General features: G+C 67.7%; 33 protein-coding genes. 29 read left to right on the forward strand and 4 right to left on the reverse strand.

Annotation, left to right across the window (positions count from 1 at the left end):
* The first annotated feature begins 183 nt into the window (after positions 1-183).
* The 8 genes from ABTY62_RS42935 (at position 184) to ABTY62_RS42970 (ending at position 3,476) form a co-directional block, all read left to right on the forward strand.
* On the forward strand, positions 184-396 hold the full coding sequence (locus ABTY62_RS42935) for a hypothetical protein (protein ID WP_352134815.1): 213 nt from the start codon (positions 184-186) through the stop codon (positions 394-396).
* 53 nt (positions 397-449) lie between these two features.
* Positions 450-686: a hypothetical protein gene (locus tag ABTY62_RS42940; RefSeq protein ID WP_352134816.1), complete on the forward strand. Its 237-nt coding sequence runs from the start codon at positions 450-452 to the stop codon at positions 684-686.
* Positions 687-707: 21 nt separating this feature from the next.
* Positions 708-923 carry a hypothetical protein gene (locus ABTY62_RS42945; RefSeq protein WP_352134817.1) on the forward strand — a complete coding sequence of 72 codons (216 nt, stop codon included), beginning with the start codon at positions 708-710 and terminating at the stop codon, positions 921-923.
* A 9-nt stretch (positions 924-932) separates the two neighbouring features.
* Complete coding sequence (locus ABTY62_RS42950) at positions 933-1,229, forward strand: hypothetical protein (RefSeq protein ID WP_352134818.1); 297 nt, start codon at positions 933-935, stop codon at positions 1,227-1,229.
* Between the two features lie 303 nt (positions 1,230-1,532).
* Complete coding sequence (locus tag ABTY62_RS42955; RefSeq protein ID WP_352134819.1) at positions 1,533-1,745, forward strand: DUF6011 domain-containing protein; 213 nt, start codon at positions 1,533-1,535, stop codon at positions 1,743-1,745.
* A 194-nt stretch (positions 1,746-1,939) separates the two neighbouring features.
* A complete protein-coding gene (locus ABTY62_RS42960; RefSeq protein ID WP_352134820.1) occupies positions 1,940-2,224 on the forward strand; it encodes a hypothetical protein in 285 nt (94 codons plus the stop codon).
* A 104-nt stretch (positions 2,225-2,328) separates the two neighbouring features.
* A complete protein-coding gene (locus ABTY62_RS42965) occupies positions 2,329-2,571 on the forward strand; it encodes a hypothetical protein (protein ID WP_352134821.1) in 243 nt (80 codons plus the stop codon).
* 164 nt (positions 2,572-2,735) lie between these two features.
* The gene (locus ABTY62_RS42970; protein WP_352134822.1) at positions 2,736-3,476 is read left to right on the forward strand and encodes a hypothetical protein; all 741 of its coding nucleotides are present in this window, start codon (positions 2,736-2,738) and stop codon (positions 3,474-3,476) included.
* A gap of 251 nt (positions 3,477-3,727) precedes the next feature.
* Here the strand turns inward: ABTY62_RS42970 and ABTY62_RS42975 are convergent, their stop codons facing one another.
* Positions 3,728-4,129, reverse strand: coding sequence for a hypothetical protein (locus tag ABTY62_RS42975; protein ID WP_352134823.1), 402 nt, complete (start codon positions 4,127-4,129; stop codon positions 3,728-3,730).
* A gap of 197 nt (positions 4,130-4,326) precedes the next feature.
* Here ABTY62_RS42975 and ABTY62_RS42980 point away from each other — a divergent pair, with 197 nt between their 5' ends.
* A complete protein-coding gene (locus ABTY62_RS42980; protein WP_352134824.1) occupies positions 4,327-4,743 on the forward strand; it encodes a hypothetical protein in 417 nt (138 codons plus the stop codon).
* A gap of 46 nt (positions 4,744-4,789) precedes the next feature.
* On the opposite strand, the gene ABTY62_RS42985 is transcribed toward ABTY62_RS42980, so the two are convergent.
* The 3 genes from ABTY62_RS42985 to ABTY62_RS42995 form a co-directional block, all read right to left on the reverse strand.
* Complete coding sequence (locus ABTY62_RS42985) at positions 4,790-5,560, reverse strand: helix-turn-helix domain-containing protein (protein ID WP_352134825.1); 771 nt, start codon at positions 5,558-5,560, stop codon at positions 4,790-4,792.
* A gap of 499 nt (positions 5,561-6,059) precedes the next feature.
* Positions 6,060-6,533: a DUF6907 domain-containing protein gene (locus tag ABTY62_RS42990; RefSeq protein ID WP_352134826.1), complete on the reverse strand. Its 474-nt coding sequence runs from the start codon at positions 6,531-6,533 to the stop codon at positions 6,060-6,062.
* A 99-nt stretch (positions 6,534-6,632) separates the two neighbouring features.
* Positions 6,633-7,352, reverse strand: coding sequence for a GntR family transcriptional regulator (locus tag ABTY62_RS42995; RefSeq protein WP_352134827.1), 720 nt, complete (start codon positions 7,350-7,352; stop codon positions 6,633-6,635).
* Between the two features lie 249 nt (positions 7,353-7,601).
* Between ABTY62_RS42995 and ABTY62_RS43000 the strand changes: the two genes are divergently transcribed.
* From ABTY62_RS43000 to ABTY62_RS43095, 20 genes are all read left to right on the forward strand, one after another.
* Positions 7,602-7,892: a hypothetical protein gene (locus ABTY62_RS43000; RefSeq protein WP_352134828.1), complete on the forward strand. Its 291-nt coding sequence runs from the start codon at positions 7,602-7,604 to the stop codon at positions 7,890-7,892.
* Positions 7,892-8,074 (forward strand): hypothetical protein, encoded by a 183-nt coding sequence (locus tag ABTY62_RS43005; RefSeq protein ID WP_352134829.1) that lies wholly within the window; start codon positions 7,892-7,894, stop codon positions 8,072-8,074. The genes ABTY62_RS43000 and ABTY62_RS43005 overlap by 1 nt, the downstream gene beginning before the upstream one ends.
* Complete coding sequence (locus tag ABTY62_RS43010; protein WP_352134830.1) at positions 8,074-8,283, forward strand: hypothetical protein; 210 nt, start codon at positions 8,074-8,076, stop codon at positions 8,281-8,283. Before ABTY62_RS43005 ends, ABTY62_RS43010 begins: the two co-directional genes overlap by 1 nt.
* Entirely contained in the window at positions 8,280-8,432 is a 153-nt protein-coding gene (locus tag ABTY62_RS43015; RefSeq protein ID WP_352134832.1) for a hypothetical protein, read from the forward strand. The genes ABTY62_RS43010 and ABTY62_RS43015 overlap by 4 nt, the downstream gene beginning before the upstream one ends.
* A 241-nt stretch (positions 8,433-8,673) precedes the next feature.
* The gene (locus ABTY62_RS43020) at positions 8,674-8,871 is read left to right on the forward strand and encodes a hypothetical protein (RefSeq protein ID WP_352134833.1); all 198 of its coding nucleotides are present in this window, start codon (positions 8,674-8,676) and stop codon (positions 8,869-8,871) included.
* Positions 8,872-9,123: 252 nt separating this feature from the next.
* Positions 9,124-9,330, forward strand: coding sequence for a hypothetical protein (locus ABTY62_RS43025; protein WP_352134834.1), 207 nt, complete (start codon positions 9,124-9,126; stop codon positions 9,328-9,330).
* 15 nt (positions 9,331-9,345) lie between these two features.
* A complete protein-coding gene (locus tag ABTY62_RS43030; protein ID WP_352134835.1) occupies positions 9,346-9,531 on the forward strand; it encodes a hypothetical protein in 186 nt (61 codons plus the stop codon).
* Between the two features lie 87 nt (positions 9,532-9,618).
* The gene (locus tag ABTY62_RS43035; protein WP_352134836.1) at positions 9,619-9,840 is read left to right on the forward strand and encodes a hypothetical protein; all 222 of its coding nucleotides are present in this window, start codon (positions 9,619-9,621) and stop codon (positions 9,838-9,840) included.
* A gap of 11 nt (positions 9,841-9,851) precedes the next feature.
* Complete coding sequence (locus ABTY62_RS43040) at positions 9,852-10,100, forward strand: hypothetical protein (RefSeq protein ID WP_352134837.1); 249 nt, start codon at positions 9,852-9,854, stop codon at positions 10,098-10,100.
* 36 nt (positions 10,101-10,136) lie between these two features.
* Positions 10,137-11,459: a V-type ATP synthase subunit E family protein gene (locus tag ABTY62_RS43045; RefSeq protein WP_352134838.1), complete on the forward strand. Its 1,323-nt coding sequence runs from the start codon at positions 10,137-10,139 to the stop codon at positions 11,457-11,459.
* A gap of 18 nt (positions 11,460-11,477) precedes the next feature.
* Positions 11,478-13,565: an FtsK/SpoIIIE domain-containing protein gene (locus tag ABTY62_RS43050; RefSeq protein WP_352134839.1), complete on the forward strand. Its 2,088-nt coding sequence runs from the start codon at positions 11,478-11,480 to the stop codon at positions 13,563-13,565.
* 220 nt (positions 13,566-13,785) lie between these two features.
* Positions 13,786-14,193, forward strand: coding sequence for a hypothetical protein (locus tag ABTY62_RS43055; RefSeq protein WP_352134840.1), 408 nt, complete (start codon positions 13,786-13,788; stop codon positions 14,191-14,193).
* A complete protein-coding gene (locus tag ABTY62_RS43060) occupies positions 14,193-14,357 on the forward strand; it encodes a hypothetical protein (RefSeq protein WP_352134841.1) in 165 nt (54 codons plus the stop codon). Before ABTY62_RS43055 ends, ABTY62_RS43060 begins: the two co-directional genes overlap by 1 nt.
* A gap of 50 nt (positions 14,358-14,407) precedes the next feature.
* A complete protein-coding gene (locus tag ABTY62_RS43065) occupies positions 14,408-14,653 on the forward strand; it encodes a hypothetical protein (protein WP_352134842.1) in 246 nt (81 codons plus the stop codon).
* 23 nt (positions 14,654-14,676) lie between these two features.
* A complete protein-coding gene (locus ABTY62_RS43070; protein ID WP_352134843.1) occupies positions 14,677-14,868 on the forward strand; it encodes a hypothetical protein in 192 nt (63 codons plus the stop codon).
* A 5-nt stretch (positions 14,869-14,873) separates the two neighbouring features.
* Positions 14,874-15,059 carry a hypothetical protein gene (locus tag ABTY62_RS43075; RefSeq protein WP_352134844.1) on the forward strand — a complete coding sequence of 62 codons (186 nt, stop codon included), beginning with the start codon at positions 14,874-14,876 and terminating at the stop codon, positions 15,057-15,059.
* 86 nt (positions 15,060-15,145) lie between these two features.
* The gene (locus ABTY62_RS43080) at positions 15,146-15,778 is read left to right on the forward strand and encodes a hypothetical protein (protein ID WP_352134845.1); all 633 of its coding nucleotides are present in this window, start codon (positions 15,146-15,148) and stop codon (positions 15,776-15,778) included.
* A 4-nt stretch (positions 15,779-15,782) separates the two neighbouring features.
* On the forward strand, positions 15,783-16,001 hold the full coding sequence (locus ABTY62_RS43085) for a hypothetical protein (protein ID WP_352134846.1): 219 nt from the start codon (positions 15,783-15,785) through the stop codon (positions 15,999-16,001).
* A gap of 11 nt (positions 16,002-16,012) precedes the next feature.
* Positions 16,013-16,201, forward strand: a complete 189-nt coding sequence (locus ABTY62_RS43090) for a hypothetical protein (RefSeq protein ID WP_352134847.1) — start codon at positions 16,013-16,015, stop codon at positions 16,199-16,201.
* The gene (locus ABTY62_RS43095; RefSeq protein WP_352134848.1) at positions 16,198-16,737 is read left to right on the forward strand and encodes a hypothetical protein; all 540 of its coding nucleotides are present in this window, start codon (positions 16,198-16,200) and stop codon (positions 16,735-16,737) included. Before ABTY62_RS43090 ends, ABTY62_RS43095 begins: the two co-directional genes overlap by 4 nt.

Below are 16,737 nucleotides of genomic sequence, written 5' to 3' on the forward strand. Positions count from 1 at the left end.
ATGAACCCGTGCTGTGATCCATCCCCTTCACGGATGGACGAACGTGGCTCTCGAAACCGCCGCCCCAGTGGCTCTCATTCATCCCGCCAAAAACACCCGGTCTGACGGCCGCCCGGGTGTACGGCCCGACCGTGCACCCTGCGAGGCACTCAGTCCACCCGCACCAGCTTGAGGGAGCCCGCCATGCTGAACCCGCTGATCCGCTGGGAGCCCGGCACCAAAGTGCGCTACCACGGCTCCCTCACCGACCTGCACGGCACCTACGCCGCACACCCCTGCCAGTGCCTGCAGTGCACGGACAACGACGACCTGCTCGGCGTGCGCTTCGCACTCCAGGACACGGACGGCAACACCGCCGCCACCTGCGTCCGGGCCGGCTCCATCACCGCGGTCTGACCGCCGCCCCATCCGGCCGCCCGCCATGCCTGCTCTCAACCAGAGGAGCCCCCGTGCAGTTCGACCAGTCACTGCCGAAGGAAGACCAGCCGATCACTGGGGAGGAGTACCTGCGCATCCACAACATCGGCCACCCCGCCGACCTCATCGCGGCCGTAGCAGCCGCACCGACCGATGAGTCGGACGACACCGACCACGAGTTCGAGGAAGACGAGTTCGACCACGGCGGCTGCTTCATGCCCCACGTCCGCGGCGGCGAGTACATCGACTGCGACGGACACCCCCTATAACCCCGCCCGAAGGAGCCCGCCATGGCCTACCAGCCCAAAAACGGCGACCACATCACCATCACCCGCACCCTGCCCGGCAGATGGGAAAACACCTGGACCGGGGTCGTCCACGAAGACGCCGACGGCTTCCTCCTCGTCGGTGCCGACAAACAAGGCCGCAAGGTGGCCATGGACATCTGGGACGCGGCCATCCTGCTGCGCGAATTCCACGTCATCCAGACCATCCAGCCGGATTGAGGAGCCCTGATGGCCTTCCGCCGCATCACCTGCATCCTCGCCGTATGCGACATCCCCGGCTGCGGCAACACCTGGCCCACCGAGGACAGCGGCGAGATCCACCACCACACCGAGGCCGAAGCCCTCGACTGGGTGCTATCCGACCAGGCCGAGCTGCCGCACGTGTGGCACCAGCGGCCGGACGGCCAGCTCGTGTGCTGGCGCCGCGACCCGCTGCACGACTGGGCGCGCGAACAGGACGGCGAGGCTGGCCCCGGTCGCGACGCCATGACCGTCAGCTACGAGGACCAGGCGGTCAGCCAGTGACCCGCCGCCCCATGTCCGCCCGCCGGGCCCGCGCCATCATCGAAACCGCGACCCTCATCAAGGCCCCCACCTGGTCCGAAGACCGGGACTGGCACGTCGTGGCCGGGGACTGCAGAGTTCTCGTCGTCGTAGCGCCCAACTACCGTGCAGGCCGGCGCAGCGGCTGGACCTGGTGGCTCGCCGGTTCCGGACCCTCCTCGACAGCTCGACCGGAGAGAACCTGCGAGCAGGCTGCCGTCGCCGGGCTGGCCGCTTGGCAACGCTGGGCCACCGCCCGGCCCTCCCCGTGAGAATCTGGGCGACATGACCCCAGACGATCCCGCCCCGCTGCCCGGCTTCGGCGAGCCGGCCGCGGGGCGCAGTCGTATCACCTGCCGCATCTGCGGACGGCCGTTGCGAGGACGCCAGGCACGCCTGTGGGGGCTCGGGGAGGACTGCCGGAACAAGCTCGCCGTGCGCACCGCACCCCGGCCGCCCGAGCACCAGGTCGAGCAGGAGGCGCTCCCCGGGGTGTGACAGCGGGCTCACAGAAGCTGTCGTATGCCACTGGCAAATACGAACCGAGCAGAGATCCTCGATTAGTTGTCGAACTGGAAAGTTCACCTGGTTTCCCGTGGGTTTGCTGCCAAGGAAGGCGGTATCAAGGAGGTATCGCCGCTACGGTGGAGCGGTCACGAAGCATGAATCTGCGGGGAGATTGGCGATCCACGATGAGCGACACGCCCTGGACGATCGAACGCATTCGCGATGCCCTGGGCAATCCGACGCTCGCGCAGCGCTTCCTCAGCGAGATCAACAAGGCGCCAGCCCACGAACTACTGACCGTCTTCGTGAAGTGGCAGCGCATCGCCGAGGACACCGTCGCCTCCGTTGAACGCGGCCATGACCTGGCCGAATACGACGTTCGCGCCGAGCAACTTCCCGGCGAGTGGGTGGACGCGACGGACCGAGTCCAAGCCGACGCAGAGCGGATCCGCCGCCGCGGGGCAGCGTAGATCCCACAATCAGGTCACGCGCCGCATCCGATCGACTACGCTGCCAATCAGATTGGGAGACGGACGCGCGTGCCGCACACGCGCCTGTGTGAAAAGGGACGTCGGTGTACCGCCTGAAGTACGACCCGTCTGCCGAAGCAGTCCACGACGCGCTACCGCCTCACGCCAGCGAGCAGCTCACCATCGCCCTCGACATGGCCTGCCACGATCCCATCGGCGCCACCGAACCCTACGGCGAAGACGACAAGGTGATGCGCATGCTCGTCACCCCGGACGCGTTCGCCGTCCTCCTCATAGGCAACACCCTCAAGACCGTCACCGTCCTACAGGTCACCTACCTCGGATGAGTGAACACTGACGCCCCCGGCCGCCACGGTCGGGGGCCTTTTTGCCGCCCGGCCTGAGGAACGCTCGCGCCCGTCCACATCGGCCGGAACCTGCCGCGTCGCCGACGGCACGCATGGGGAGCTTTCCCAGGCAACAGCCGCCATCAGCATCAAGGGGGGAACGCATGGTCAGGAGAAACGACACCGCCGATATCCGCAACGACATACGCGACACGCACCGAGAGATCGTCGCCTCAGTCGCCCAGCTCACCGAAACCGTCCAGAACGGACTCGCCGAACTACGCGACCAAAACCGCGACCTACGACAAACCGTCGAACGCGTCCAAGCCGACCTCACGATCGCCCGGCAGGAAACCCAACAAGCCCGAACCGAAACAGAGGCCGCGCTCAGGGAAGCAGCCGAAGCCCGCGCCGCAACCCTCGAAGCTGCCCGCCAGCAGGACACAGCAGCCGCCCCCACCCAAGCCGCAGGCGAAGACTCCAGCGACTTCGACCAGCTCCTCGGCCTCGCGGCCGGCGTTGCCTACGCCGAAGTCATTTGCCACCGCGACACGTGGGCCTTCCTCATCGAGCAGGCCAGCCGCGGCGAGCACTTCCGGCTCCCCGCTGACATCTCCGAGCAGGCCGATGGCCGCGTCGAAGTTGACGTCTCAGGCCGAACCCTCATCGCCATCCTTGACGCCCTGTGGGAGACCCAGCGGGCCCCGCAGACCCCCGCAGGAACCAGGCATCTAGCCGCCCAGGTGTACAAGCGCATCGGAGAAGCCCTGCAGCGGGTTACGCCCGGAGTCGGCCCGGCGGCGCGCGGAGACGCGGCAGGGCAGGAGTCGCCCGTAACCCGAATCATCATCGACGACCGCCTCTCAACGGCCGGAGAAGACGAAGGCGTGGCCGCAAGCGGCTGAACCAGCCAAAGCGGAAGCCCCCACCCGATGGGTGGGGGCCACTTCTCACTGCGCGGGCTGGCCGGCGCCGGTGCACATCTCCCGACTCCCCTGCGGCTGATGCTGCGGAGTCGGCTTTCCGGCCTCTGCCGAGGTGCTGGCACCGCACACGGGGCATGAGGCTGAGCATTGGGCGGGATCGCGACGCATCGTGCCTCCCAGGGTCGGTTACCCACAGGATGCGCCCGGCTGCGGGGCGTGCGGAAGGCGCACTACAGGGTGCGCGCGTAAATCTTCGCGCCGCTATGAAACTCGACAGTCAGACCATCGCGGCGATCCGCCGGATTCTCCCTCAACGACCACTGATCGATACTCGCGATCTCCCGCGACCCCGAACCCGCCAGCAACCCAGCAAGCCAACCCTCCGGGCCATCCGCACGCCGCTCCAAAGCGAAGGGCTCACCCTCCACCGGTGACCCCTCCGGCTCCTCATACTTGTCACCCGGAGCCGACTGCGCGACGAACTGGATCCTGGCCTCCGATCCATTGAGCATCGCGGCCAGGCCGAACGGGTGCTTGCTGTCCCCGGCACCCTTCAACGTCGTCGCCTTCCCGGCCGACGGGTCCTTGCTGGCAAGCTCCAGGGCGAACGCTTCGAAGCGCTGAGGGCGCATAGAGAACAGTCCTTTCGGTGACGGCCCGCCCATCCTAGGAGGGCCAGAGAGGGGATCATGAAGGGATCGGGGGAGTGTCGCTCGAAGGCCGCAGGGGCACGGGGGCGCACTGCGACACAAGCGCATGAGACAGACCCGGCGAGCCGAGACTCCCTCGACGCTCCGCACCAGGCGGAGCCGACGAGAGGACACCGAGCATGGGAGAACCACTCTCCGACCACGACGCCCAAGACGCCCACGAGGCGTTACTCATCAAGGCCGCCGGCATCGGCCAGACACACCTGATCTGCCACATGGACACCTGGAACTTCATCATCGAGCAGTGCTCTATCGGCCAGCGAAGCACGCATTTCAACCCGCCGGCCGCGGACACGCTCTCTGTCGAAGAGAGGGGGATGGTGACGGTGCCGGTGTCAGGCCGAACCCTGGCTGCCATCCTCGACCAAATGAACGAAGACTCCTTATCAGGCGCCCTCCCCACCGTCACACCAGCGGTCGCCACGGCCGTGCGGGACGCCATCCTCGAGGCTCTCGACAGTGACGACCGCCTGCCCGTCGTCATCATCGACTCGCACCCGTACCCTGACGAGCCCGAAGAGGACGAGCAGGAGTGACAGCTGGCCGGGCTGGCTGGGTGACGGCCAGCCCGGCTCTCCCCGGTCACCGCGGGAACCTTCGCAGCCACTCGGGGATGCCCGGGTCGACATAGTGCAGCAGCGCGTACTTGTAGCTGAGCAGGTCTACGGCCCGCACCGACTGCGGGCCCCGCAGGACTGCCGAGTTCTCCCGCTCCAGCTGCGCCAGGGCCGACTGCCGCTGCTCCCGGTAGACCCTCGGTCGCTTCTTCTCGAACTGGAGGAGGAGCCGGCGAAGCCGGTCGTCGTCGAGCTCGTTCGCGGCGGCGTACAGCCGGTCGAGCTCCACTTGCCGTCGATCTTGCTCGCCCGCGTGCTGGCCCGCACGAGCGCCAGCGAGTGCGGAGGAGGATTTCCCATCCTCGTCTTGCTGATCATTCTTGTAACTACCCGTCTTGTTAAAGACCTCCTGACCCTCCGTCGTACTGGACGTCCGGCCTCCTGAACCTCCGGCTTCCTGAAAAGCCGTAACCCGGAGCTTCAGCGTCTCGGGGTCGTCGCACACCACAGTCTCCGTCCGCCAGAACAGCCGATCGGACTCCTCGTCCTTCACTCGCCTCCGCACATGGGCGAGGTAGCCCTTGCGCTCCAGCTCCTGCAGCGCCCGCCGCATCGCGTCGCGGCCCTCCATGTCCGAGTCGCCCGACGCGCGGGCCATCGCGATGAGCTTCTCGAACGTGATGTCGTACTTGTCGGGGAAGCTCAACAGATCGAGCAGCAAGCCCTTCGCGCGCCAACTCAGGCGCCGGCTCTGCGCTGTTGTGTTGGCGACCGGCACCCAGCCGCCGTCCGGCATGGTCCGTATGACTCTCATCGCACCGCCACCCACTGGCAGGCGCAGGCATGCTTCTGTACCTTCAAGACCGAACTCCTGGATCGCGGGCCGCAGACCCGTTGATCTGAAGACGGCCGGGTGGATGTGGCGTCCACCCGGCCGTCGTGTTGCGTCTGGGGTCAGGCGCTGGCGAGCCGGTCAAGTAGGCGGCGGCTCTTCGGGCGAGGCGGCCGGGGATACGCCGGATCATTGATCGGTGCCCCGCTGAAATCCCGGGCCCGGAGCCGACGACCAAGCCGCCGCTCCAAGCAGGCGATGCACAGCATCCCGAGAGGGGGTGCGTCCGCCGCGGACCACACGTGCTCGTGAACGTGAAAGTACTCGTCCCGTGTGTCGGCGTCGCAGTCGGCACACCCCCACGGCAACTGATCCCGGTCCGCCTCCATCGCCGCCCGCAAAGCACGCTCCTGGGCCTCACGCCGCCGCCGGGGAAGCCGAGACGCCAATCGGTCGACGACCGTCACCGCTCCACCGCCTGCCGAGCAGCCTCCCGCACCTCGGCCAGCTGCTGCACCTGCGCCCGCATCCTCTCCAGATGCGCGATCGCCTGATCGATGAACGCCAGCGCTGCGGCCGGCTGCAAGCTGACGGGATCACCCTCGCCCGTCGCATCAAACGCGAGGTAGGGCAGGCACTCGTCCGCGTCCACATAGAACGGGTCCTGCCGGATCGTGGCCACCAGTACCTTCGAGACCCTGTTGAACTCCGGGGCCGGAAGCGCCAGCGTCTTGCCCTCGTGGTAGAGGTCCGACAGGTTGGCCAGGTTCTCCGCCGAATGATCCACCACGCACCAGTCCGCGCAGCACTCCACCGCGACCCGCTGGCCGCGGACGACGGCAGCCACCAGGCGGGGGGAGGCGGGCGTCGGGGGAGAGGTGGGAGTGACGGTGGGCACAGAGGACTGCTGGGTGGGGACGTCGTGGGCTACAGTCACAAAGGACTCCTTCTTTGACGAGACGGGTCACTGATCAGCGAGCGGGAACTCGCTGTTCGAATCGGCCGGGCGGGTGATGACCGCTCGGCCGATCGCTTTCTAGGCGGTCGGGATCTTCTTTCCGGGGGCGTAGACGTCCTCCCAATATCCAACCGGGCCCTCTTCGTCGTGGAAGGTCACGGTCGTGACGAGGACGGCCATGGCAATGTGCGCGGGCGCATCGAGCTGCAGCGCGTCGATCTCGTCCTGTGATGCCTGCCGTGCATGGGCAGTCCTCTGCCCCTTGACGACTTCGCGGCCGGTTCGCTCTGTGTAGATCTCACCGAAGTGGCGCTCCATCTGCTCCTCCTCGGCCAGCTCCGACACCTCGACCACAGTCCGCGGCGGATAGACCGATACACCGACGCTCGTCGGCCGACCGTCCTGCCGGAATGTGCGAATGCGGATGACGACCTCTTCGCCAAGCTCGATCTCGAGCGCGCGGCAGACCTCCGCGTCGTACACCGATCGCCGCATCACGCGATGTCCCGTTGAGTCTTCGCCGGGGCCGTAGCGTCGGCCGGTACGGTTCAGCCGGTCGAGTCGGTCGGCTCCGCTGATGACGATGGCGGGGCGTGCGGCGACGGTCGTCCCCTTTCCGGGGCGGCTGACGACCAGGCCTTCGGATTTGAGGATGTCATAAGCGCGGACGATGGTCGTTCGGTTCACCCCGAACTGTTCAGAGGCCTCTTTGTAGGACGGCATTGCGTCGCCAGGGCTGAGTTCCCCGTCGGTGATCTGCCGCCTGAAGTGGGTGGCGATTTCGGCGTATCCAAGCATCGCTCCTTCCTCTCCCTTCGCTGAATCTGTTTTGACCATAGGGGCGACTCCCCCCACGGTCAACTGGTTGACACCGGTGGACCACCGGTCTACCGTCAGTATCGCATTCGCCGGAAGGCCAGCGACTTGGCGGCCCGGAATTCCGCCCACCCATGCCTGACGGCTGTCGAGGCTGCCTAAACGAAGGCGGCCCCGGACGCAGCGACGCAACCGCTGGCCGGGGCCTTGATCCCCCTAGGAGGGAACACAATGCACTCTACCGACCGGACCGTGATCGGGTCTCTCTTCGATGGCGACCGCGCTTCGTCCGCCGACCGGGCTGCGATCACGGTCGCGGAGGTCGAGATCGAGCGGGCTTACGCCGAGCGGGCGGAGCGGGCCGTGTACCGGCTGGACGTGGTGACCCGGTACACGAAGGCCGGCACCTGGGACGCCGAGATGAAGGTTCTCGCGGAGGCGGCCCGGTTCGACAAGGCGAACCCCGGGGAGCCGTCGCTGTACGACGAGCTGCACGGCATGACGCTCGGACTGGCCGCCTGATGGCCCGCTCGGAGCGCGCCCGCATCGTGGCCCAGTACCGGGCGGCGAAGGATGTCGGTGACCTCGGCTGGGGTCTGGAGCTTCTGCTCGCGGCGGTCGAGTACGACGCCGCCCACCCCGGCGAGCCGCGGTTGATGGACGTCCTGCGCAACGCCGGCGCCGACGTGAAGGCGGTGGCGTGATGGCGTCCTTTGTGATCGTCACCGACGACGGTTCCTACCCCGAGGGGCACGTGACGTCGATCTCGGCGCTGTCTGTCACCTCGGTGCGGCTGGAGTCGTACTCGCATGAGGGCGACTACGTGGTGCTGCACTTCGAGGGCGGCGTGGACAAGGCGATCCCGGAGTCTCGGGTCCGGCACATCATCACCCGGAAGCAGGTGGCGTCGTGAGGGTCACCCGTGACCCGAAGCCGACGACGCCGGCGGAGGCGGAGGCCCGGAAGAAGCGGGTCGCGAAGCTTCTCGCTGATGCGGCTGCCGACTACCGCACGGGCTACGGCAAGCCGAAGCCGAAGACGTCGAAGGCGCTGGCCGCCTAGCCCCTCCTCACCGCCGGGTCCGGTGGTTCCCCCGACCCCGGGCCCGGCTCTCCACCCTGTCCCACCTCCCCTCCCCGCGTGCCGCGTGGGGTGCGGTGGCCGGACAGTCCGGCAGCACTTCGAGGATCAGCGCCACTCCCACCACTTCGTAGCGCCTGACGGCAGCCCGATCCGCCCGTCCGGTACGGGCGGAGGCGCGGGGCGGACAACCCGTCCGGCCACCACTGAGAGGAGCCCGTGAATGCCGCGGTGGACCGTCACCAGGAAGGGCGTCTTCGGCCCCGGAGCCGGAGGCCAGTACACGTACTACGCCCGCGCTGAGAGCGCCGACGAGGCCGTGGAGAAGACAGCCGTGAAAGCGGAGCGCCCCCACCACCGCATCAACCGCTTCGGGACCGAACTGGACCCCGAGCCTATCGACATCACCCGCATCGACTGAATGGAAACCCGCTGATGGCCCTGCCCGACTGGATACGCGACCACCTGCCACCGAGTGGCCCGCGAGACGCCCTGCCCGACAACGACACCGACGACATTGGCATCACCTCGTGCACCTGCCGAGGAGAAGGCTGCACGGACTGCAACGGCGACGGCGTCATCTACCCCTGACGGCATCCCGATCCGCCGGTCTCGCACGGGCGGATCGGGAAGCCCGCCACCCCCACCCAATCGCCCGAGAGGAGATCACCCAATGGCAAGGAAGAAGACGAAGACCGAGTTGGTCGAGGAAGCCGCAACCACGCACAGCGTCGCGCGCACGGCTCAGCGGGTTCACGGCTTCAACAGCCCCGAGCACCGTCCCTACCTGACCCGCGCAGCCAAGGCCCAGCGTGCCGCCCTGAACGCCGGGGCTACCTGGGCGGAGCTGGATGCCGCAATGGCCAAGCGCGCCAACTGACTGGAGAGGAAACCCATGGACAAGGCGACAGCCCTCCGCCAGGCCACCGATGCCGTGACCGTCTTCGCCCAGGTCGTGACCGACTACGGCCAGGGCTCGCCCGAGGCGGCCAGCGCCGAAGAAGGGGTTCGGCGCACCTTCCTGGTCGCCCGCGCCCACGGAGCCACCGACGGCGACCTGCGCGCCACCCACTGCCGCTGACGGCAGCCCATCCCGCCCGACCTTGCACTCCGGGCGGTGATGGAAAGCCCGCCAGACACCACCACCGACCACCCCGAAGGATTCCTGATGCCTTTGACCTTGCTTGCCGGGCTCGCTCGCCTACGGATCGCCCTGATGATCGCCGGACTGTCCTGGTTGTTCGGCGTGGTCCCGCCGATGTGGATGCGGATCGGGCTCGGCGCCCTCGTGCTTGCGGCGCTCGTCCTGGACGGGCTGATCGACGAGCAGAAACTCTCCCGCCACTACGTGCGCACCAAGGGCCCTGGCGAATACAAGACCGCCGCCTGAGAGGAGGGGCCGTGTTCAAGACCGCCAAGCGCCGCCGCCACGACCAGATCATGGAGGCCGCCCGGTACATGGTTGACGGGCTCGCCCGCTTTGCATCGGCAGACGACGGCCTCCAACTCACCCCGAAGAGCGTCGCCACCGCGGCCTACTTCCGGCACGACATCCAGGCCACGGCTGCGGAGGCCAGGGAGGCCCTCGGTGCGGCACTCACCGAACAAGGCTTCGGCCTTAGTCGCATGACCACCACATTCGACCGCTAGTCCACCACCTCCACCACCCCGAAGGGACTGAGCACTGTGACCACCTCCGTCGAGAAGGTCAACGGGACGCCCGTTGCCTCGTATGCCGAGCCGCGGTTCGATCCCGTGGCCCTGGCCGAGGCGGAGGCGATCCGGAAGCGCACCGAAGCCGAAGCCGAAGCGCTCCGCATCGAAGCCGAGGGCAAGGCTGAGGCCGAGAAGATCAAAGCTGTCGAGGAGACTCGCAAGCAGAAGATCGCGAACGATAAGGCCGAGGCCCGCGCCCGCGAGGAACAGGCTGCTCGCGAGGCACGTATCGCCAAGCAAGAGGCCGAGGCTGCCAAAGCCCGAGCCGCTGCGGAGAAGGCAGAGAAGGCCGCCGAGGAAGAGGCCGATCGGGAAGCAGGGAAGGAAGCCGAGAAGGAGCGCACCCAGCGGATGTGGAAGTGGGGTGCCCGCGGTATCTACGCCGTCTGCCTCATCATCGCCGCCCCGGTGCAGTTCCTCGACTTCTGGGACCCTGCCCGTAAGTTCCTTGTCGCTGCCCCCGCCATGCTCGAAGGCATCGCCCTGGTTCTCGCTTGCGGCGCTGCCTGGGCTGTCGCGCACCGCCGGGACGTGCTGCCGTACCGGGTCGGCATCATGCTCGGCGCGCTGATCGCCGCGACGATCAACATGCGGGGCGGCATGACCAACCCGGCCATCGGTTTCAACGCCGGTCTCGTTGGCGCCATCGCGTCCCTGGTCGGCCCGATCGTCCTCATGGCCTACGAGCATGGGATCGCACAGAAGGCCGACGGCATCCCTTCGTACCGGGAGAAGCGCGCAGCCAAGAAGGAGAAGGAAGCAGAGGACGCGGCGCGGGCCAAGGCCAAGGCCGAGAAGCAGGCCGCCGATGCGAAGGCCACCGCTGACAAGGCGGCCCAACGGCAGCAGGCCGAGGCCGAGCAGAAGCGGCGCGACGACGATCGCCGAGACAACCACAAGGACGTGTGGGATGTCGCCGACGCGATGCGCTCGGCGCGCGGCTCGCAGTACGTCACCGAGCAGATTTGGGGCGACGCCTGGTGCCGCGTGACCGGCTCCAAGGAGGTCGGCATCACGGCCGAGATCGAGGCGCAGAGTCGTGCCGCTCGGGCTCGCATGAAGACGGTCACCGACGTTCCGATAATCGGTGACTTCTCGCAGGTCGAATCCCAAAAGGGTGCCAGCGCGAAGCGCGACCCGAACGCCCCCGACGGGCGCCGCTTCAACGGCGGCACGCCGCCTCTTCGGAGGCCCGGCGAGACGCAGCCCAACAGTCCGATTGCACGCAAGCAGGCAGCCCTCGAGCAGACGTCCACGCCCGCCAAGAACGCCGTCCGCGGCGACGCCAACTGACCCCCTGGAGACGCCGTCATGACTACCGCACCGCACCCCATCCGCCAGCCCAACCTGAGCCTGCGCAAGGAGCCGGCCGAGACCACCCCGGCGCCCGTCGAGGGCACTGTCGTCAAGCACCAGGGCGAGATCGTCAAGACCAACGACGCGTCGTGGATGCGGTCGAAGGTCGCCGCCGTCGGCGCCGTCAAGGACCACGCCGTTAGTAACAAGCTGTACGCGCCGTGGGTCGGCCGCGGCTACAAGAACCTCGCCCGGCGGTGGGTGGACGGCTTCCGTGACGACTACCCGCAGATGATCCGATCCGCCAAAGATGAGCTGAAGGCCGCCAAGGGCGACACCGACGCCGAAGCCCACGCCAAGAAGACCATCAAGGACCTGCGCACGGACCGTCGCGAACACCAGAAGTGGCACGCGATCAAGAGCTGCCTGTGGGGTGCCGCCGGCGTCGCCGGAGCAGCAACCGGCGCCGTCGTCGGCGGCACCCTCATCGAGGCCGCGATGGGCGCCGGGGCCTACATTGTCGGCGCCTACCACGGCCGCCCCGAGCCCGAGATCGCCGCAATCCCCGAGCTGCGTCACCAGGAAGCGCCTCGTGAGGCATCCCTCCTCGGCGAGGAGACCATGCGGCGCGTCCTCGTCGAAGCAGGAGTCGTGCCCGAGAAGCGCGCCGAGGAAATCCGCGGCATCGGCATCCCCCGTGCCGAGGGCCCCGGCACCGGATACACCGTCGATCTGCCGTCCGGTATCCCGGCCAGCGACGCCATTGCCAAGGCCGAGAAGATCGCTTCGGCGCTCGGCGTGCACAAGGACTGGACCGACCTGGCAGTCGACCGAGGCAAGGGCAGCAACGCCTCTCGTCTGAAGGTGTGGATGTCCAGCGAGGACCCGTTCGACGTTGTGCGCCGCTCTCCGCTCCTCGACCACTCCGGGGTGATCAACACCTGGCGGGACGGTGCCCCCCTGGTGTTCGGCAAGCGAGGGAACACCATCTGGTTCCGTATCCGAGAGACCAGCTTCCTCGTCGGCGGCGCCACCCGCCGTGGCAAGGGTGTCCTCCTCGCGAACCTGCTGCTCGCCACCGCCAAGGACCCGAGGGTTAACGTGCGGATCTTCGACGGAAAGGGCACAGGCGAGCACAATCCGTTCGCCCCGCTTCTGTCCACGTTCGTCAAGAAGAACCCGGAGCGGCTCGCCCTGGCGTCGCGAGCCCTCATAGAAGACATGGACCGCCGCGCCGACTTCCTCGACGAGCACGGCCTGGACAAGCTGACTGAGGATCTGATCGAACAGATCGGTGGCGTCGAGCTGTTCGTCGTGGACGAGCTGGCCACCTACACCCCCAAGGGAACCAGTCCCTTCGCTGATGAGATCACCGAGAACCTGTCGCAGCTCGCCGCTGTCGGCCTGGCCTTGGGGATCATCCTGGTGGACCTGACCCAGGTGCCGGAGGTGGACGTGATCCGCGGCCGATTGCGGCAGAACCACACCGGCCGGGCGGCGATGAACACCGAGTCCGCCATGGCGTCGAACACTATCCTCGGCGACGGCATGGCTGGGGCGGGGCACGACGCGTCGAAGATCCCGCTTGATCAGCCGGGGCGCACCGTGCTCGCCACGCCGGATACCGGAGTGGTCGCAGCCCGTTCGTTCATGGTCGAACCCGAGGAGAAGCGGGTTGTCGCCGCCGAGGCGATCGAGATCCGCCGCGAGGCCGGCCGACTGCCGGGCCAGTGGCAGGATCCGATCGAGGCCAAGCTGCTGGCGTGGACCGGGGTCTCCTCGGCTGCCGGGGGCGAGCGTGGCAACGGTCGCATCACGCGGGTTGATCTGCTGGAGCGGTTGGAGATCCTGGCCAAGTCGACGGGGCGTGGCAATGTCACGAACGCTGAGGTGTTCGCCGCGTTCGCGGCCACCGATCCTGCCCGGTACGGCCGCAAGGACGGCGAGACGGATGCCGGTTGGGCCGGTCGGGTCGGCAAGGTCATCCGCGACCAGATCGAGGCGGCTGGCGTCGAGCTGGAGGTGAAGAGGGTTCCGGCCGCCGACGGCAAGCGGGGGCAGGGCTACCTCCTTGAGGACATCACCGCCGCCCGGAATGGGTGACATGTACCCCTGACAGACCCCTGTCATTCGATGGATAGCCACAGGTCACTGCCCTGACAGACCCCTGACAGCGGAAGCCAGTTGATCACTCATTCGCCAGGGCCTGTCAGGGGTCGCGACAGGGGCTGACCTGCGTCGATCCATGAACTGTCAGGGCTGATGACAGCCCTGAATGCCCGAAAGATCCATAAATGTTCCATTAGCTGGAAGAGAGATCATCATGCCCGTCTACCGCAACACCAAACGCGACGCGAAGCGTCTGTCCAGCACCGCCCAGAAGGGCGACTGGCTGTACGTGGTCGAGGAGGTTTCCCAGCGGGTCGCCCCCTACGAGGACCCTCGGCTGTGCGCCCGCTACAAGGTCACCCACACGCACTGGCCCCTTGGCGGCGCCATGGTCGGCTCCAAGAGCGTGGAACAACTGCTGGCCGAGCACGGCACCGTCTACACCGAGCAGCCCCGCGGCGTGCGCGGCATCTGGGAGCCGAGCCCCCAGGTCGGCGGGCCACTGGGCAACGACGAGGCGTTCGGCCGGCCCCTCGACAAGGACGAGATCAGGGGCCTGCGGAAGCGGGTCCGGGAAAACCTCGCAGGCCAGAAGGATGCCAAGCGGAAGGGGTGGATCTGATGGCCGTGACCAGCAGCCGAGAGCAACTACTCGCTGAGGCGCGCCGCAGCTGGGCGGCATACGTAACCTCCGGCACCGACGAGGACTTCGCCGCAGCCCAGAGGGCCACCGAGGCGGCGAAGGCCGCCGGTATCCCGCTCGCCGAGATCGGCCGCGACGAATAGCCGATCGAACCAGCCACCGCAAACACAATCACCGAATCGAGGGAGAACTCATGACCGACTACAGCAACCCGAATACTCCACTCACTGCCAAGAAGTACGCGTGGAGCGCCACACTCACCAACGGCCCCCTGCAGTACGGGTCAAATGCCGCCAAGGACCGCACCGGCAGCTACGCCCCGCCGCCCGGCGCCACTGTGGGGACCCTGCTCGCGGTGATCCGTGCCTTCCACGCTCAAGAGTGCGGTGTTCCTGCCGAATCGGTGGTCCTCGTGCGCTACTCGCTGCGCGAGAAGTAACCAAGCCGAATCGAAGGAGAACCATGTCCGACCTGGAGATCACGCACCAGTCCGTGCGCGACTACATCGCTGCGAAGAAGCGCGGCGACAAGAAGACCACCGATCGCATCATCGCCGAGGTCCAGGCTCGCTTCGACACTCGCCAGACCGACGAGAGTGAAACCGCACAGCTCCTGCGCGCCACCATGCACGTCCGCTTCGAAGAGGGGGAGTGACGACCGTGTCCACCCGCGAAGAAGTCTTCGATGCCGCTGTGGTCGCCATGCGGCGAGGCAACGAACTGCTCGCCGCCGGAGCCGACGACTCCCACCCGGACTACGCCGCGGTGATGCCCTCGCTGCACGCGGCCATCGCCGCTGGGTTCACGCACACCGAGATCTACCAGGCGGCCACCGCTCCGAAATAGCTCAGCCGGGGCGCCCCGCATCGCCTGGACAGCACCGGGGCGCCCCTACCGCCCACCCCATCCGAAGATGAAGGAGCACCAGAAGTATGGCCACAGCCTTGCCTGAAACGGCAACTCCCGGCGACCTGGATAAGGCCGCCGCCCGCATGTACAAGGCACATCCTCTAACCGCAGCCGACCGGCGGGCATTCGACGCCATCGCCGCCGGCTACCAGCGCACCGCGCCTGTCGATCCCGCGGCGCGGCATCTACTCCGCGGCACGACAGTGCAGGAGATGGTCGAGCAGATCGAGCGGCAGCAGCGGCACGGCACCCGGCCCCCGGTCGACGTCCATCTCCCCGGCCGGCTCGCCGCGGCCCTGCCCGATTGGGCGCACCGCGGGCGGCGCCGGGACTGCACCCATCCGCCGTCCACCCAGCTGTACGTGGCCGCCGCGATCCTGCGGGACCCGAGGTGGGGCTGGCAGGCCAAGCCGCACAAGATGCGGAACAAGCGCGGTCAGCGCTGTATCTGCGGTGCGCTCGTCACCACCGTCGCCCTGGGTGTCGGCACCATGTCTGGCGCCGAAACCGCAGCCTGGCACGTGCTGTGCGAGTTGCGTGGCCGGGGCTGGAATCACGGGCTGATCGGCGATTGGAACCAGCGGTGCGGCAGCCCCGAGCGGGCCATCGACGTCACCCTCACCGCGTACCAGCGCGCCGTTGCAGCAGGTCAGTGACGTCATGGCTTACGAGCGCATCAGCAAGATCCTCGAAACTCCCGACGGCGCCTTCGTCTATGCCCAGGCCGACTACAAGGCCGACAGGTTCCGGGTCGTCTGCTCCGGCTGCCCTGACCTGCAGAACACGCCGCGCAACAGCGGGGCAGGCGCCATTCTCGCCGCCTCGTATCACGCAGAACGCGACCCCAACGAGCGGCACGTGCCCGTTCGGAAGAAGTAGAGGAGGTCGCCATGCGCTGGATCAACTCGCGTCAGCAGAAGCGTGACCACAACGGCCAGCGGAACACCTGCGCGGCATGTGGCCACGACGGAACAACCCACGACCCGCTCGTCCTCACCGGCGACGGATTCCGTGTCCACCGCTCCCACACCACCGACCCGAAGTCCGGCCTGTACGGGGCAGAGCAGAGGCGCTCGTGAACATCACCGTTCACCGCCGCTGCCGAGGCGCCGACCGTGTCGAGCAGCGTATCCGCGAGATCGGAGAGCAGGCCGGAAGCCTGGTCGCTCGACGCGTCGGCGGGCCGCTCCCGCTGGTGGAGATAGTCCTGACGGACCGCAAAGGCGTCGTCTCGCTCGTGCAGCAGGCGGATGTGGACCTCGCAGGCAAGGTTTCCTGGCAGCGGAGGGCGTTTGCGCGCGTCGTCGACCACTGGAGCGTGCGGCCCCTCGGCGGCACCACCCTCACCGCCACAGGCGCCATCGTGGCCATCGACACCGCCCGTCACCGCAATCTGCGGGAACTCGACCGCACCCTCGTCCACGAACTCGTCCACTGCGCGCAGCTGAATCTTCCGGGCGCCCGGGAGCGGCATATCTCCTACCTGCGGCAGCAGTACGGCATCACCGAGCACTTCCCGGCGGACGAGGCTGCCTATGAGCGGCTCATCGATGCCCGTGAGCGGCAGGCCGAACAGCTCGAAGCCCTCGCCCGACAACTCTCGAAAGGACACTGA

The sequence above is a fragment of the Streptomyces sp. NPDC097640 genome, from assembly GCF_040302705.1.
Taxonomy (GTDB): domain Bacteria; phylum Actinomycetota; class Actinomycetes; order Streptomycetales; family Streptomycetaceae; genus Streptomyces.

Coding starts and splice junctions, on each gene's coding strand:
- ABTY62_RS43025 (WP_352134834.1), top strand. CDS start 9,124: ATGGCAAGGAAGAAGACGAAGACCGAGTTGGTCGAGGAAGCCGCAACC.
- ABTY62_RS43065 (WP_352134842.1), top strand. CDS start 14,408: ATGACCGACTACAGCAACCCGAATACTCCACTCACTGCCAAGAAGTAC.
- ABTY62_RS43080 (WP_352134845.1), top strand. CDS start 15,146: ATGGCCACAGCCTTGCCTGAAACGGCAACTCCCGGCGACCTGGATAAG.
- ABTY62_RS42980 (WP_352134824.1), top strand. CDS start 4,327: ATGGGAGAACCACTCTCCGACCACGACGCCCAAGACGCCCACGAGGCG.
- ABTY62_RS42970 (WP_352134822.1), top strand. CDS start 2,736: ATGGTCAGGAGAAACGACACCGCCGATATCCGCAACGACATACGCGAC.
- ABTY62_RS43020 (WP_352134833.1), top strand. CDS start 8,674: ATGCCGCGGTGGACCGTCACCAGGAAGGGCGTCTTCGGCCCCGGAGCC.
- ABTY62_RS43010 (WP_352134830.1), top strand. CDS start 8,074: ATGGCGTCCTTTGTGATCGTCACCGACGACGGTTCCTACCCCGAGGGG.
- ABTY62_RS42950 (WP_352134818.1), top strand. CDS start 933: ATGGCCTTCCGCCGCATCACCTGCATCCTCGCCGTATGCGACATCCCC.
- ABTY62_RS42995 (WP_352134827.1), bottom strand. CDS start 7,352: ATGCTTGGATACGCCGAAATCGCCACCCACTTCAGGCGGCAGATCACC.
- ABTY62_RS43050 (WP_352134839.1), top strand. CDS start 11,478: ATGACTACCGCACCGCACCCCATCCGCCAGCCCAACCTGAGCCTGCGC.
- ABTY62_RS43000 (WP_352134828.1), top strand. CDS start 7,602: ATGCACTCTACCGACCGGACCGTGATCGGGTCTCTCTTCGATGGCGAC.
- ABTY62_RS42960 (WP_352134820.1), top strand. CDS start 1,940: ATGAGCGACACGCCCTGGACGATCGAACGCATTCGCGATGCCCTGGGC.
- ABTY62_RS43035 (WP_352134836.1), top strand. CDS start 9,619: ATGCCTTTGACCTTGCTTGCCGGGCTCGCTCGCCTACGGATCGCCCTG.
- ABTY62_RS43085 (WP_352134846.1), top strand. CDS start 15,783: ATGGCTTACGAGCGCATCAGCAAGATCCTCGAAACTCCCGACGGCGCC.
- ABTY62_RS42975 (WP_352134823.1), bottom strand. CDS start 4,129: ATGCGCCCTCAGCGCTTCGAAGCGTTCGCCCTGGAGCTTGCCAGCAAG.
- ABTY62_RS43005 (WP_352134829.1), top strand. CDS start 7,892: ATGGCCCGCTCGGAGCGCGCCCGCATCGTGGCCCAGTACCGGGCGGCG.
- ABTY62_RS43055 (WP_352134840.1), top strand. CDS start 13,786: ATGCCCGTCTACCGCAACACCAAACGCGACGCGAAGCGTCTGTCCAGC.
- ABTY62_RS42945 (WP_352134817.1), top strand. CDS start 708: ATGGCCTACCAGCCCAAAAACGGCGACCACATCACCATCACCCGCACC.
- ABTY62_RS43060 (WP_352134841.1), top strand. CDS start 14,193: ATGGCCGTGACCAGCAGCCGAGAGCAACTACTCGCTGAGGCGCGCCGC.
- ABTY62_RS43030 (WP_352134835.1), top strand. CDS start 9,346: ATGGACAAGGCGACAGCCCTCCGCCAGGCCACCGATGCCGTGACCGTC.
- ABTY62_RS43070 (WP_352134843.1), top strand. CDS start 14,677: ATGTCCGACCTGGAGATCACGCACCAGTCCGTGCGCGACTACATCGCT.
- ABTY62_RS42935 (WP_352134815.1), top strand. CDS start 184: ATGCTGAACCCGCTGATCCGCTGGGAGCCCGGCACCAAAGTGCGCTAC.
- ABTY62_RS43090 (WP_352134847.1), top strand. CDS start 16,013: ATGCGCTGGATCAACTCGCGTCAGCAGAAGCGTGACCACAACGGCCAG.
- ABTY62_RS42955 (WP_352134819.1), top strand. CDS start 1,533: ATGACCCCAGACGATCCCGCCCCGCTGCCCGGCTTCGGCGAGCCGGCC.
- ABTY62_RS42985 (WP_352134825.1), bottom strand. CDS start 5,560: ATGCCGGACGGCGGCTGGGTGCCGGTCGCCAACACAACAGCGCAGAGC.